The organism is Streptomyces sp. NPDC044571 (assembly GCF_040647115.1).
Classification (GTDB): Bacteria; Actinomycetota; Actinomycetes; order Streptomycetales; family Streptomycetaceae; genus Streptomyces.
The window spans coordinates 9,283-24,364 of the sequence record NZ_JBEZBN010000058.1 but is presented as its reverse complement, the minus strand read 5'-3'; the positions used below and the strand labels follow the sequence as shown (position 1 = coordinate 24,364).

At 72.5% G+C, this 15,082-nt stretch carries 9 protein-coding genes; all 9 read left to right on the top strand.

All coding sequences use genetic code 11. The annotated features are described in order from the left end of the window. The first annotated feature begins 109 nt into the window (after nucleotides 1–109). Nucleotides 110–1,054: a rod shape-determining protein MreC gene (gene mreC, locus AB0B01_RS25670; RefSeq protein ID WP_361723531.1), complete on the top strand. Its 945-nt coding sequence runs from the start codon at nucleotides 110–112 to the stop codon at nucleotides 1,052–1,054. A 12-nt stretch (nucleotides 1,055–1,066) separates the two neighbouring features. Continuing rightward, the gene (gene mreD, locus AB0B01_RS25665; RefSeq protein WP_361723528.1) at nucleotides 1,067–1,771 is read left to right on the top strand and encodes a rod shape-determining protein MreD; all 705 of its coding nucleotides are present in this window, start codon (nucleotides 1,067–1,069) and stop codon (nucleotides 1,769–1,771) included. 13 nt (nucleotides 1,772–1,784) lie between these two features. Then, a complete protein-coding gene (mrdA, locus tag AB0B01_RS25660; RefSeq protein ID WP_361723525.1) occupies nucleotides 1,785–3,962 on the top strand; it encodes a penicillin-binding protein 2 in 2,178 nt (725 codons plus the stop codon). An 11-nt stretch (nucleotides 3,963–3,973) separates the two neighbouring features. Next, nucleotides 3,974–5,173 (top strand): rod shape-determining protein RodA, encoded by a 1,200-nt coding sequence (rodA, locus tag AB0B01_RS25655; protein ID WP_361723522.1) that lies wholly within the window; start codon nucleotides 3,974–3,976, stop codon nucleotides 5,171–5,173. Nucleotides 5,174–5,255: 82 nt separating this feature from the next. Next, nucleotides 5,256–6,764 (top strand): CYTH and CHAD domain-containing protein, encoded by a 1,509-nt coding sequence (locus AB0B01_RS25650; RefSeq protein ID WP_361723519.1) that lies wholly within the window; start codon nucleotides 5,256–5,258, stop codon nucleotides 6,762–6,764. Between the two features lie 87 nt (nucleotides 6,765–6,851). Then, a complete protein-coding gene (locus AB0B01_RS25645; RefSeq protein ID WP_361723516.1) occupies nucleotides 6,852–8,777 on the top strand; it encodes a TIGR03960 family B12-binding radical SAM protein in 1,926 nt (641 codons plus the stop codon). Between the two features lie 72 nt (nucleotides 8,778–8,849). After that, on the top strand, nucleotides 8,850–9,836 hold the full coding sequence (locus AB0B01_RS25640; protein ID WP_361723513.1) for a hypothetical protein: 987 nt from the start codon (nucleotides 8,850–8,852) through the stop codon (nucleotides 9,834–9,836). Nucleotides 9,837–9,963: 127 nt separating this feature from the next. Then, entirely contained in the window at nucleotides 9,964–10,743 is a 780-nt protein-coding gene (locus AB0B01_RS25635; protein ID WP_361723560.1) for a TIGR03936 family radical SAM-associated protein, read from the top strand. A 235-nt stretch (nucleotides 10,744–10,978) separates the two neighbouring features. After that, nucleotides 10,979–15,022, top strand: coding sequence for an Rne/Rng family ribonuclease (locus AB0B01_RS25630; protein ID WP_361723510.1), 4,044 nt, complete (start codon nucleotides 10,979–10,981; stop codon nucleotides 15,020–15,022). Nucleotides 15,023–15,082: the final 60 nt, after the last annotated feature.

Sequence of the window (15,082 nt, the reverse complement as noted above, 5' to 3'; positions counted from 1 at the left end):
GGCCATGCGGAACACAATGATCCGCCGTACGGGTGCTGCCGCGCCCGTGCGGCGGATCGTTGATATACAGACAAAGAAAATTCCGACGAGGAAGGCACGGCCGCCGCACGTGAGGGACACACGAGAAAGCCGGCTGCTCCTGGTGCTCATGATCGCCATCGCGTTCGCGTTGATCACGGTGGACATCAGGGCGGGCGAGGAGTCTCCGGTCGACGGTGCCCGGCAGGCCGCCGCCGCGGTCTTCGGTCCGGTCGAGAAGGGCGTCGCGACCGCCGTGGATCCGGTCGCCCACGCCATAGGGGCCGTACGGGACTCCGGTGAGCGCCACAACCGCATCGCGGTGCTGGAGCGCGAGAACGCCGCCCTGAAGGCCAAGCTGGGCAGCGAGGACCAGACCCGCAGCCGGATCCGCGAGCTCGACGAGATGCTCAAACGGGCCGGCGCGGGACAGTACGGCATCAAGGGCGCCGAGGTCATCGCGATAGGAGCGGCCCAGGGCTTCTCCTGGACCGTCACCATCGACGCGGGCAGCAAGGACGGCATCGAGCGCGACATGACCGTCCTCAACGGGGACGGACTCGTCGGCCGGGTCGCCACGGTCGGCCCCGACACCGCCACGGTCGTCCTCGCCAACGACCCCGACTTCACCGTCGGCACCCGCTTGGAGAAGACCGGCGAGCTCGGCTTCGCGACCGGCCAGGGCGACCGCGCGCTGTCCGTCCAGATGCTCAACGGCAAGGCCAAGGTCAGCCCGGGCGACCGGCTCGTCACCTTCGGCTCCCGGGGCAACAAGCCCTTCGTGCCCGGCGTCCCGATCGGCGAGGTGGTCAAGGTCGACCCCTCGCGCGGCGACCTGACCCGTACGGTCTGGGTCCGCCCGTTCGTCGGCTTCTCCCGCCTGGACATCGTCGGCGTCGTGGTGATGCCGCCGCGCGAGGATCCGCGCGACGCCGTCCTGCCGCCCAAGCCCGCCGTCCAGCCGACCCCGACCGTGACCGTCACGGTCACGCCGTCCCCGTCCGCCAGCGTGCCCGGCAAGCCGGCCGACGAGTAGGAGCCGCCCCCCATGCGCTTCAACCGGATCCTCCTCGCGTCCACCCTCGTGGTGGTCGCCCTCGTCATCCAGGTCACCGTGCTCGGCCGGCTGCAACTGCCCGGCGCCGTACCCGACCTGGTGTTGCTGACCGTCGTCGCCCTCGCACTCGTGTATGGGCACCTCAGCGGCGCGCTCATCGGCTTCGCCGCCGGACTCCTCGCCGACCTGGCCCCGCCCGCCGACCACGCCGCCGGGCGGTACGCGCTCGTCCTCTGCGTCATCGGCTACGTCGCCGGCCTGGCCCGCCCCGACTCCGGCCGGTTCCGCTCCGCCTGGGGCCCCCTGCTGACCGTCGTCGGCGCCGCGATCGGCTCCACGCTGCTCTACGCCGGGGTGGGCGCCCTCGTCGGCGACACGGCCGCCCGCCATGTGGGCCTGACCGGCCTGCTGTTCACCGCGACCCTCTACGACCTGCTGCTCGCGCCGTTCACCGTGCCGTTCATCATGGCGCTGGCCCGGCGCGCCGAGAACGACCCGATGGCTGTGGAGGCGAGCGGCGGACCGGCCATGGGCACCGACGTGTCCACCGGCTGGCTCGCCGGCGGCACCGGTCTGCGGATCGGCAGCCAGCGCGGCGGCCTGCGCCTCAAGACCGCCCGCAACCGTGCCAACAAGGCCGTCCGGATAAAGGGCGTCAAGGCCGTGAAGGGCGTGAAGAGCGTCAAGAAGCTGTGAGGGGGGAGCGCCCGTGAGCAACATCCCCGAGACCGGCCGCACCTCCCGGGTGCAGATCCGGCTCGTCATCATCCAGGTGCTCGTCGTCTCCTTCCTGGCCACCCTCGGCGGCCGCCTGTGGTACCTCCAGATCCGCAACGGCGAGGAGTACTACCACGAGGCGAAGAGCAACCACGTCCAGCGGGTGGTCCAGCCCGCCGTGCGCGGCTCGATCCTCGACGCCCGCGGGGTCCCGCTCGCCGACAACGAGACGCGTCTCGTCGTCTCGGCCAGCCGTACGGCGCTGATGAAGATGAAGGACAAGGGCAGGGGCGTCCTGACCCGGCTTGCCGACGTCCTCAACATGACGCCCAAGGACGTCATGGAGAAGGTCCGGCTCTGCGATTCCAAGACCCCCAAGCCGTGCTGGAACGGCTCCCCGTACCAGCCGATTCCGATCACCCTCGAAGCCACCACGCAGCAGGCGCTGCAACTCCGCGAACGCCCCGAGGAATTCCCCGGCATCACCGCGGAGCCCACCGCCGTCCGCCGCTACTCGGCCCCCGGCGGGGCCCGCACCGCACAGGTGCTCGGCTACCTCTCGCCCGTCACCGACGAGGAGATCCAGAAGGCCAAGGACACGGACTCGCCGCATCTGCGCTCCGACCAGGTCGGCCGCTCCGGACTCGAACGCACCTATGACAAGCAGCTGCGGGGCAAGGCGGAGGTCACCTCGTACGAGGTCGACAACCTCGGCCGGGTCATGCACCAGACCAAGTCCGACCCCGGCGTGCCCGGGTCCACCCTCGTCACCAGCATCGACGCCCGGGTCCAGGCCGTGGCCGAGTACGAGCTCCAGCAGGCGATGAAGACCGTCCGGCACGAGACCGACAACATCACCGGCCGCAAGTACGAGGCCGACTCGGGCGCCGTCGTCGTCATGGAGGCCAAGACCGGCCGCGTCGTCGCGATGGCCTCCCAGCCCGACTACGACCCCAACGCCTGGGTCGGCGGCATCTCCGGCAAGGACTACGCCAGCCTCACCAGCAAGAACTCCAACTACCCGCTGCTCAACCGGGCCATCCAGGGCCAGGCTCCCGCGGGCTCCATCTTCAAGGTGGTGTCGGCGAGCGCGGCCGTCCGGGCCGGCTACGCCTTCGACGACAAGTACAACTGCAGCGCTTCCTACAACATGGGCGGCCGGAGCTTCGCGAACTTCGAGTCCAAGGGGCACGGCCCCATCACCCTCGGCGAGGCCCTCAAGTTCTCCTGCAACACCGTCTTCTACGCCCTCGGGCACAAGGAGTGGCAGCGCGACGGCGGCCTCAAGCCCAAGAAGGACGCCCACGACTGGTTCTACCGGACCGCCCGCGAGTTCGGACTCGGCGCCGAGACCGGGATCGACCTGCCGAACGAGGTCACCGGCCGCATCCCCGACCGCCAGTGGAAGAAGAGCTTCTGGAAGGCCAACAAGGACTCCTGGTGCAAGCAGGGCAAGAAGGGCGGCACCTACGTCGAGCAGATCGCCTACGAGAGCTGCCTCGAAGGCAACCAGCTGAAGGCCTTCGACAGCATCAACTTCGCGATCGGCCAGGGCGACGTTCTCGTCACCCCGATCCAGATGGCCACCGCTTACGCCGCCATCAGCAACGGGGGCACGCTCTACGACCCCATCGTGGGCAAGGCGGTGATCAGCCCCAACGGCAAGCACATCGACGTGATCGAGCCCAAGCCCCACGGCCGACTGCCGATCGACGCCAAGACCATCGGCGACCTCGACAGGGGCCTGCGCATGGTCGTCGAGCCCGGCGGCACCGCAGCCTGGCGGTTCACCGGCTGGCCGCTGGACAAGATCCCGATGCGGGCCAAGACCGGCACCGCCCAGGTCTACGGCAAGCAGACCACGTCGTGGCTGGCGACCTACACCGACGACTTCACCATCGTCATGACGATCTCCCAGGGCGGCACCGGCTCCGGAGCCTCCGGCCCCGCCGTCCGCAACATCTACAACGCCATCTACGGTCTCGACATGGAGGGCAACCAGGACGTGACGAAGGCCCTGCTGCTGCGTCCGGAGGCGAAACTGCCCAGGATCCGCCCCGACGGCTCCATCGACTCACCCGAAATCAAGCCGTACGTGCCCCCGTCCCCCGAGGAAGCGGCGCCGCCGCTGGCCGGACCTCCCGCCCCGCCCGTCGCGCGGCAGGACTGAGCAGGACTGAGATGCAGACCGCGAACAAGTTCTCCGTATCCCGGTACGCGCCCGAGCGCGGCCCGATGGCCAAGCTCACCTCGCGCGACTCGGTGCTGCGCCGGCTCGACTGGCCGATACTCCTCTCGGCGCTCGCGCTGTCCTTCATCGGCTCCCTGCTGGTGTGGTCGGCGACCCGCAACCGGACCCAGCTCAACCAGGGCGACCCGTACTACTTCCTGGTCCGCCACGCCCTCAACACCGGCATCGGCCTGGTGCTGATGATCGGCACGATCTGGCTCGGCCACCGCACCCTGCGCGGAGCCGTGCCGATCCTGTACGGCATCTCGCTCGTGCTCATCCTCGCCGTGCTCACCCCGCTCGGCGCCACCATCAACGGCGCCCACGCGTGGATCGTGCTCGGCGGCGGCTTCTCGCTCCAGCCCTCCGAGTTCGTGAAGATCACGATCATCCTGGGCATGGCCGTGCTGCTGGCGGCCCGGGTGGACGCCGGCGACCTCGAACATCCCGACCACCGCACGGTGGTCAAGGCACTGTGCCTGGCGGCCGCCCCGATGGGCATCGTCATGCTGATGCCCGACCTCGGCTCCGTCATGGTCATGGTCGTCATCGTGCTCGGCGTCCTGCTGGCCTCCGGCGCCTCCAACCGCTGGGTGTTCGGACTGCTCGGCTCGGGCGCCGCCGGGGCGATCCTGGTCTGGCAGCTCGGCGTACTCGACGAGTACCAGGTCAACCGCTTCGCCGCCTTCGCCAACCCGGAGCTCGACCCGGCCGGCGTCGGCTACAACACCAACCAGGCGCGGATCGCGATCGGCTCCGGCGGGCTGACCGGCTCCGGGCTCTTCAAGGGCTCGCAGACGACCGGGCAGTTCGTACCGGAGCAGCAGACCGACTTCGTCTTCACCGTGGCGGGGGAGGAGCTGGGCTTCCTCGGCGCCGGCCTGATCCTGGTGCTGCTCGGCATCGTGCTGTGGCGCGCCTGCATGATCGCGCGCGAGACCACCGAGCTGTACGGGACGATCGTGTGCGCCGGGATCATCGCCTGGTTCGCCTTCCAGGCGTTCGAGAACATCGGGATGACCCTCGGGATCATGCCGGTGGCGGGGCTCCCGCTGCCCTTCGTCTCCTACGGCGGCTCCTCCATGTTCGCGGTGTGGGTGGCGGTCGGACTGCTGGAGTCGATCAAGGTGCAACGGCCGATGTCGGCCTAGCCGGGGTCGAACTTCGGCCGGTTCCGCGGCCGAGCAGCCGTTCACCCTGCCTTCGTGATCCGTTCAGGGCTAAGTTCGATCCATGGCGGACACGAAGCGCGAGATCGAGCGCAAATTCGAGTTCACGACGACCCAGGCCGCACGGCGCGGAGTCCCCGACCTGACCGGCACGGCAGCCATCGCCGCGGTCACCGACCAGGGCACCGTCGACCTGGACGCCGTGTACTGGGACACCCCCGACCAGCGGCTCGCCGCCGACGGCCTCACCCTCAGACGCCGCACCGGCGGCGCCGACGCCGGCTGGCACCTCAAGCTGCCCGTCTCCCCGGGCGTCCGCGACGAGATCACCGCTCCCCTCGGCGACACCGTCCCGCGCTCCCTCGCCGCGCTGGTCCGCTCCCGCGTCCGCGACACTGCCCTCCAGCCCCAGGTCCGACTGCACTCCTCGCGCCGGGTCAGCCACCTGCTCGACGCCGAGGGGACCCTGCTCGCGGAGCTGTCCACCGACACGGTCCGGGCCGAACGGGACCGGGCCACCGCCGCCTGGACCGAGGTCGAGGTGGAACTCGCCGACGACACCGACCAGGCGCTCCTCGATGCCGTCGAGGAGAGGTTCGCCACGGCCGGCCTCACGGTCTCCCACGCCCCCTCGAAGCTCGCCCGCGCCCTGACCGAGACCGGCCACGAGCCGCCCGCCCGGCCCGAACCCGGCCCCGCCGACGACACCGCGGGCGCGCACGTCCTCGCGTACCTGCGCGAACAGCGCGACGCCCTGGTCGCCCACGACCCGGCCGTACGCCGCGGCCTGCCCGACTCCGTCCACCAGATGCGGGTCGCCGCCCGCCGGATGCGCAGCGCCTTCAAGACCTACCGCAAGGTCATCGACCGCGCCGTCACCGACCCGATCGGCGAGGAGCTGCGCTGGGTGGCCGCCGAACTCGGCGTCGACCGCGACCAGGAAGTCCTGCTTGAGCGGATCCAGACCCGCATCGGCGAGATCCCGCGCACCCTCGTGCTCGGCCCGGTCCGCGGGCGGCTGCGGGTCTGGAACACCACCCGCCGGTCCGGCTCCCGGCGGCGCGCCCTCGCCGTCCTCGACAGCAAGCGGTACGTCACCCTGCTCGACACCCTCGACGCGCTGCTGGCCGAGCCGCCGCTGCGCCCCGCGGCGGACAAGCCCGCCGACCGGGTCCTGCCCAAGGCGGTGCGCCGCGACCACGAACGGCTCGCCCGCAAGATCGCGCACGCCTTGTCCCTGGAGCCGGGGCAGCCGCGCGATGTGGCCCTGCACGAGGCCCGCAAAGCCGCCAAACGCGCCCGCTACGCGGCGGAGGCGGCCCGGACCGCCCTCGGGAAATCCGCGAAACGGCAGACCGAAGCCATGAAATCGGTCCAGAGCCTGCTCGGGGACCACCAGGACAGCGTGGTCGCCCGCGAAGCCCTGCGCGGCCTCGGGGCCCAGGCGACGGGCGCGGGCGAGTCGGCCTTCACCTGGGGCATGCTCTACGCCCGCGAGGAAGCCGTCGCCGAGCGGCTCGAACGGGAGCTCCCCCAGGTGTGGGCGGCGGCCCGCGGAGCGGCCGCCTACTGAGGGGGGCGGCCCGATCACGGCGGCAGGGGGCCACCGCCCCTCGGGTTACGCTTGAGAGTCGCCCCCTGCCCGCTTCACGAAAGTCGCGTGATGTCCGAGTCGGTCTTCCCACAGCTCGAAGCTCTGCTCCCGCATGTGCAGAAGCCCATCCAGTACGTCGGCGGTGAGCTCAACTCCACCGTCAAGCCGTGGGAGAGCGCGGACGTCCGGTGGGCCCTCATGTACCCCGACGCGTACGAGGTTGGACTGCCCAACCAGGGCGTCATGATCCTCTACGAGGTGCTCAACGAGCGCGAGGGCGTGCTCGCCGAGCGCACCTACAGCGTCTGGCCGGACCTCGAAGCGCTGATGCGCGAGCACAACGTGCCGCAGTTCACCGTGGACAGCCACCGCCCGGTCGGCGCCTTCGACGTGTTCGGCCTGTCCTTCTCCACGGAGCTGGGCTACACGAACATGCTCACGGCCCTCGACCTCGCGGGCATCCCGCTGGAGGCCCGGAACCGCACGGTCGACCACCCCATCGTGCTCGCGGGCGGCCACGCGGCCTTCAACCCCGAGCCGATCGCCGAGTTCATCGACTGCGCCGTCATCGGCGACGGCGAGCAGGCCGTCCTCGACATGACCGAGATCATCCGCGCGTGGAAGGCCGAGGGCCGTCCGGGCGGGCGCGAGGAGGTCCTCTTCCGCCTGGCCAAGACCGGCCAGGTCTACGTGCCCGGCTTCTACGACGTCGACTACCTGCCGGACGGACGCATCGCCCGCGTCGCCCCGAACAAGTCGGGCGTCCCCTACCGGGTGTCCAAGCACACGGTCATGGACCTCGACGAGTGGCCCTACCCCAAGCAGCCGCTGGTCCCGCTCGCCGAGACCGTCCACGAGCGGATGTCCGTCGAGATCTTCCGCGGCTGCACCCGCGGCTGCCGCTTCTGCCAGGCCGGCATGATCACGCGCCCCGTGCGGGAGCGAAGCATCACCGGCATCGGCGAAATGGTCGAGAAGGGCCTCAAGGCGACGGGCTTCGAGGAGGTGGGCCTCCTCTCCCTCTCCTCCGCGGACCACTCGGAGATCGCGGACATCGCCAAGGGCCTGGCCGACCGCTACTCGGACGACAAGGTGGGCCTGTCCCTGCCGTCGACCCGGGTGGACGCCTTCAACGTGGACCTGGCCAACGAGCTGACCCGCAACGGCCGCCGCTCCGGCCTGACCTTCGCCCCCGAGGGCGGCTCCGAGCGCATGCGCAAGGTCATCAACAAGATGGTCTCGGAAGAGGACCTGATCCGCACCGTCGCCACCGCCTACGGCAACGGCTGGCGCCAGGTGAAGCTGTACTTCATGTGCGGCCTGCCGACCGAGACCGACGAGGACGTCCTGCAGATCGGCGACATGGCGGTCAACGTCATCGCCAAGGGCCGCGAGGTCTCCGGCCAGAACGACATCCGCTGCACCGTGTCCATCGGCGGCTTCGTGCCGAAGCCGCACACCCCCTTCCAGTGGGCGCCGCAGCTGTCGGCCGAGGAGACGGACGCCCGCCTGGCCAAGCTGCGCGACAAGATCCGCGGCGACAAGAAGTACGGCCGCTCCATCGGCTTCCGCTACCACGACGGCAAGCCGGGCATCGTCGAGGGCCTCCTCTCGCGCGGCGACCGCCGCATCGGCGACGTCATCCGCGCCGTGTACGAGTCGGGCGGCCGCTTCGACGGCTGGCGCGAGCACTTCTCGTACGACCGCTGGATGGAAGCCGCGGAGAAGACGCTGCCCGCGTACGGCGTGGACGTGGCCTGGTACACGACGCGCGAGCGCACCTACGAGGAGGTCCTGCCCTGGGACCACCTGGACTCCGGTCTCGACAAGGACTGGCTCTGGGAGGACTGGCAGGACGCCCTCGACGAGACCGAGGTCGAGGACTGCCGCTGGACCCCGTGCTTCGACTGCGGCGTCTGCCCCCAGATGGACACGCACATCCAGATCGGCCCGACCGGCAAGAAGCTGCTGCCGCTGACGGTCGTCAAGTAGCACGGCGCGCGAACTGCGCCCGATGTGCCCCCCGCCGGGAACGGCGGGGGGCACTTTGGTGTCCTTGGGGGTATGGAAATCGACAAGCACCCTGGTGGCGGCGGGGGCGAGGGCTGCCTCGTCGGCGTCGTGCGCATACCCGTGAAGATCGTGGCGGTGCTGGTCGTCCTGCCCGTTCGGGTGGTGTGGGAGCTGCTCGTCGCCGCCGGGCGGCTCGCCCACCGGCATGTGCTCGCGCCGCTGGGTGCGGCGCTGCTGTGGGTGTACGAGCGGACCGTGCAGCCCGTGCTGCGTGCGCTCGGCCTGCTTCTCGCGACGCTGCTGAAGCTGGTCTTCGTCTGGCCCTGGGTGGGTCTGTGGCGGTACGTGCTCGCCCCCGTCGGGCGGGCCGGGTACGGGTATCTGCTCGCCCCGGTGGGGCGGTTCGTGTACGCGTACCTCCTGCGCCCGGTGGGCGAGGCGCTCCACTGGGCGGGACGCGGCGCGCTGCGCTGGCTGCTCGCCCCGCTGGCCAAGGGCGTCGTGTGGGTCGCGTGGCTCCTGGCCAAGGCCCTGTTCGTCTGGCCCTGGGTGGGGCTGTGGCGGTACGTGCTGACCCCGCTCGGCCACGGCCTGGTGTGGCTGGGGCAGGCGGTGTACGCGTACGTGCTCACCCCCGTCGGGCGGTACGTGCTGCGGCCCCTGTGGCTGGCGGTCGCCTGGATCGCCGGCGGGGTCTACCGGTGGGTGCTGGTACCCCTCGGGCAGGTCCTCGTCTGGGCCTGGCACGTGGCCGGGCGGATCCTGCGGGCCCTGGGCCGAGGGCTGCGGTGGGTCGGGCGGGTGCTGTGGTGGCCGGTGGCCCAGGTGTACCGCCATGTGCTGACCCCCGTGGGGCATCTCGTACGCGAGGTCTGGCGGACGGTCCGCACCACCGTCCGGGAGGTGCGCGCCGACATGGGGCGCGCCCTGTTCGGGGCCCCGCCCCGGGAACCGGCGAGGTCACGGGCGCGTACTCTGGGTAGTAAGACAGCCGCAGGCAACGCGCCCGCCCCCTCCCTGCCCCGGCGGCAGGAATGAGCCGGAGGGCTCGGCGTGGCCGGCAGGCTCACCAGACCTCAGGGCGCCGCGCGAGCCGCGGAGCCCCGCACAAGGAGAAGAACCACTGGGCAAGCGACAGCCCGAAGGCCCACCGCCCGCACCGGTGGTGCAGCGCATCCGACTGCGCTACACCAAGCGTGGCCGCCTCCGGTTCACCAGCCACCGAGACTTCCAGCGCGCGTTCGAGCGAGCCCTGCGCCGCGCCGAGGTACCCATGGCGTACTCGGCCGGCTTCACCCCCCACCCCCGGGTCTCGTACGCGAACGCCGCGCCCACCGGCACCGGCAGTGAGGCCGAGTACCTGGAGATCGCCCTCGCGGAGCCCCGCGACCCCGAGAAGCTCCGCGAGCTCCTCGACGAGTCGATGCCCCTCGGCCTCGACATCGTCGACGCCGTCGAGGCCCGCACCTCCGGGCTCGCCGACCGGCTGACCGCCTCCGTGTGGGAACTGCGCCTGGAGGGCGTCGAGCCCGCCGAGGCCGAGCGGGCCGTGCAGGCCTTCCTCGCCGCCGAGACGGTGGAGGTGCAGCGCCGGACCAAGAACGGCATGCGCACCTTCGACGCCCGCGAGGCCGTGGTCGGCATCGAAGCCCTTCCTGCTCCGGCTGATAGGCCGCTGGACAATGCCTGTGCGATACTGCGGCTGGTTGTTCGGCATTTGACACCTGCCGTGCGACCCGACGACGTCCTGTCCGGTCTCCGAGCTGTGGCCGACCTGGCGCCGCCGGTCCCCGCAGCGGTGACCAGGCTGGCGCAGGGGCTCTTCGACGAGGAGTCCGGCACGGTGACCGACCCGCTCGCGCCCGACCGCGAGGCTGTCACGGCCGCCCCACCCACGGCCGCCGTGACCGCCGACGCGAAGGCGCCGGAAGGTCCCGCCGCGTAGGGATCGTCGTCGTAGCGCAGCCCTGGCACTCGGGAGCCACCTGGGTCGGGCCGCGCACTGACCTGAAGACTTCCGCCAGGCCGTACGGACAACGCGTACGGAACCGGCGGCCATGGACTACAGCTCCCGTGTGGCGAACGCGCCCCGGAGGCCGGATCCGCGTTCATCGCGCGGAACCGAGCCGGACCGGACGTCAGCCGCGGCGCCCGGGAGCGTGACGGGAGAACCGCCCGCAATGCTCAGCAACGAAAACACCCCCGAAAGCGCTGACACCAACAGCCCGAGCGACAACCTGCCTCCGCGCAGGCGTCGCCGTGCCGCGTCCCGCCCGGCCGGACCGCCCGGCGGCGCCGCCGCAGCACCGGCCGCCCCGGTGACCGCCGAGGCCGCTGCTCCGGCCGCCGCCGAGGAGCCTGCCGCTCCTGCCCCGCGGGCCCGTCGCCGCGCCACCCGCGCCGTGGCCGCCCCGGCTGCGGAGGCCGCCGAGGCCGTGGTGGTCGAGGCTGCCGCCCCCGCCGCTGCCGCCGAGGAGCCCGCTGCCCCGGCTCCGCGGGCCCGTCGCCGTGCGACCCGTGCCGTGGCCGCGCCGGAGGCCGAGACCGAGGCTGCCCAGGCCCCGGCCGAGGAGGCTGCCGCGCCTGCTGCCGCTGCTCCGGCCGCCGCCGAGGAGCCTGCTGCTCCTGCCCCGCGGGCCCGTCGCCGCGCCACCCGCGCCGTGGCCGCCCCGGCTGCGGAGGCCGCCGAGGCCGTGGTGGTCGAGGCTGCCGCCCCCGCCGCTGCCGCCGAGGAGCCAGCTGCCCCGGCTCCGCGGGCCCGTCGCCGTGCGACCCGTGCCGTGGCCGCCCCCGCTGCGGAGAGCGCCGAGGCCGTGGCGGCCCCGGCCGAGGAGGCTGCCGCTGCCGCCCCCGCTGCTGCCCCCGCCGCTGCCGAGGAGCCTGCTGCTCCCGCCCCGCGGGCCCGTCGCCGCGCCACCCGCGCCGTGACCGCTCCCGAGGCCCCCGCCGCCGAGGCCGCCGAGCAGGAGGCCCCGAAGGCCACCCCGACGGTCACCGTCGCCGACGCCGTGGACGCGCCGAAGCGCGGCCGCCGCCGCGCCACCCGCTCCGCCGCCCCGGCCGCCGCCGCCCCGCAGCCGGCCGCCGAGCCCGCCGAGAAGGCCGAGCCCGCCGCCCCGGCCCGTGGCCGCCGCGTCACCCGGCCCGCCGTGGCCGTGTTCCAGGCCCCGGTCTTCACCGAGCCGATGTTCCAGACCCCGGAGACCGCCGCCATGGCCGCCGCGGCAGCGGCTGCCGCGAGCGAGGCGGAGGAGGCCGAGGAGGAGCTCGAAGCCGAGGCCGAGCCCGTCCAGGCTCCGGCGCAGCCCGCGGGTCGTCGCCGCCGCCGTGGCCGCGGTGCCGCCGAGGCCGCCCCGGCCGAGGTGGAAGCCGCCCCCGAGGAGCCCGAGGAGCCCGAGGCCGAGGTCGAGGCCGAGGCCGAGTTCGACGAGGAGGAGGCCGACGAGACGGGCGAGCGTCCCTCCCGCCGCCGCCGTCGCGGTGGCCGTCGCCGCCGCCGCGGTGAGGCCGCCGACCTGGACGAGTCCGTCGAGGAGGAGTCCGAGGCCGCCGAGCAGGAGGCCGAGGAGGAGGAAGAGGACGAGGCCGAGGAGGCCGGCGCCCTCGGTTCCAGCTCCAGCCGCCGTCGTCGCCGCCGTCGCCGCCGCAGCGGTGAGCCCGCCGACGTCACTGCCGAGGCCGCGCGCGAGGAGGACGGCGTACGCACCGTCGTCAAGGTCCGCGAGCCGCGCCCGGCGCGCGAGAAGGCCGAACCCGGTTCGGGCGCCGACGAGGTGCAGTCCATCAAGGGCTCGACCCGTCTGGAGGCGAAGAAGCAGCGCCGCCGCGAGGGTCGCGAGCAGGGCCGCCGCCGTGTGCCGATCATCACCGAGGCCGAGTTCCTGGCCCGCCGCGAGGCCGTCGAGCGCGTGATGGTCGTCCGCCAGAACGGCGACCGCACCCAGATCGGCGTCCTTGAGGACAACGTGCTCGTCGAGCACTACGTCAACAAGGAAGAGGCCACCTCGTACGTCGGCAACGTCTACCTGGGCAAGGTCCAGAACGTGCTGCCGTCGATGGAGGCCGCCTTCATCGACATCGGCAAGGGCCGCAACGCCGTCCTGTACGCCGGCGAGGTCAACTTCGAGGCGCTCGGCATGGCCAACGGGCCGCGCCGCATCGAGTCCGCCCTGAAGTCCGGCCAGTCCGTCCTGGTCCAGGTCACCAAGGACCCGATCGGCCACAAGGGCGCCCGCCTGACCAGCCAGGTCTCGCTGCCCGGCCGTTACCTGGTCTATGTGCCCGAGGGCTCGATGACCGGCATCAGCCGCAAGCTGCCCGACACCGAGCGCGCGCGCCTGAAGACGATCCTCAAGAAGATCGTCCCCGAGGACGCGGGCGTCATCGTGCGCACCGCCGCCGAGGGCGCGAGCGAGGACGAGCTGCGCCGTGACGTCGAGCGTCTGCAGGCGCAGTGGGAGGACATCCAGAAGAAGTCGAAGCAGATCACGACCTCTTCGCCGAGCCTGCTGTACGGCGAGCCGGACATGACCGTCCGGGTCGTGCGCGACATCTTCAACGAGGACTTCACGAAGGTCATCGTCAGCGGTGACAGCGCCTGGGAGACCATCCACGGCTACGTCTCGCACGTGGCCCCCGACCTGGCCGACCGGCTCTCGCGCTGGACCTCCGAGGTCGACGTCTTCGCGACGTACCGGATCGACGAGCAGCTCGCCAAGGCGCTCGACCGCAAGGTGTGGCTGCCCTCGGGCGGCTCCCTGGTGATCGACAAGACCGAGGCGATGATCGTCATCGACGTCAACACCGGCAAGTTCACCGGTCAGGGCGGCAACCTTGAGGAGACCGTCACCCGGAACAACCTGGAGGCGGCCGAGGAGATCGTGCGCCAGCTGCGGCTGCGCGACCTCGGCGGCATCGTCGTCATCGACTTCATCGACATGGTCCTGGAGTCGAACCGCGACCTGGTCCTGCGGCGGATGCTGGAGTGCCTGGGCCGCGACCGTACGAAGCACCAGGTCGCCGAGGTGACCTCGCTGGGCCTGGTCCAGATGACCCGCAAGCGGGTGGGCCAGGGGCTGCTGGAGTCCTTCTCCGAGACCTGCGTCCACTGCAACGGGCGCGGTGTCATCGTGCACATGGAGACGCCGAGCGCGATCGGCGGCGGCAACGGCGGCAAGCGCGCGAAGCGCCGGGGCGGCCGGGGCCACGAGCACGACCACGAGATCGAGGGCGTCGAGACGGTCCAGGTGGCCGAGGCCGAGGCCGAGGCCTTCGAGGTCGAGACCGAGGCCGAGCTGGCCGCCGAGGTCGCCGCTCCCGTGGCGCTGCCCGAGCCGGCGTTCGTCCCGGACGAGGAGCTCTACAGCAGCGCCGCCGAGGCGGAGGCCGCGGCGGGCCTGAGCGGCCGTCGCAACCGCCGCCGTGCCACCCGCAAGGCGACCGCTCCGGCGGGCGCCCCGCGCGGTGCGGCCGCACCCGCCCCCGTGGCCGAGGCCGTGGTCGAGCCCGTGGTCGAGGTCGAGGACGAGCCGGTGACCGAGCCGGCCGAGACGGTGCTGGAGCCGGTCTCGGAGGTCGTCGCCGAGGCGGTGGAGGCCGCCGAGACGGTCGAGGCCGCACCCAAGGGCCGCACGCGCCGCCGTGCGACCCGCAAGGCGACCGCTCCGGCGGGCGCCCCGGCCGCCGCGGCCGAGGCCGCCCAGGCCCCGGTCCAGGCTCCGGCCCCGGAGCAGGAGCCGCAGGCGCAGCCCGAGCCCGTCGCGGAGCCCGTCGCCGAGGCGGAGCCCGAGGTCGCCGCCCCGGTCGCCGAGGCCCCCGTCGAGGAGGCCGCCCCGGCCCGTCCGCGTCGGCGTGCCACCCGCAAGGCCACCGCACCCGCCGGTTCGCCGGCCGGCGCCGCGGAGGCGGCCGTCGTGGTCGTCGAGGCCCCCGCCGCCGAACCCGAGGCCGCCCCGGCCGAGGCCGGTGCAGCGGAGGCCGAGGAGGCCGAGGAGGCTGCCCCGGCGGCCAAGAAGACGGTCCGCAAGACGGCCGCCAAGAAGGCCCCGGCGGCGAAGAAGGCCCCGGCCAAGAAGGCGACCACCGCCAAGAAGGCGACGGCCGCCAAGAAGACCGTCGCGAAGAAGGCGACGGCCAAGAAGACCGTGGCGAAGCGGGCGACGAAGAAGACCGCGGCGGCCGAGCAGCAGACGCCGCCGTCCGTCTCGGCTCCGACCGAGGCCTGATCCGCTGTACGGCCGTGGGGCGGCGCCGGGCGGGCCCCCGCCCCCCCCCCCCCCGCAACG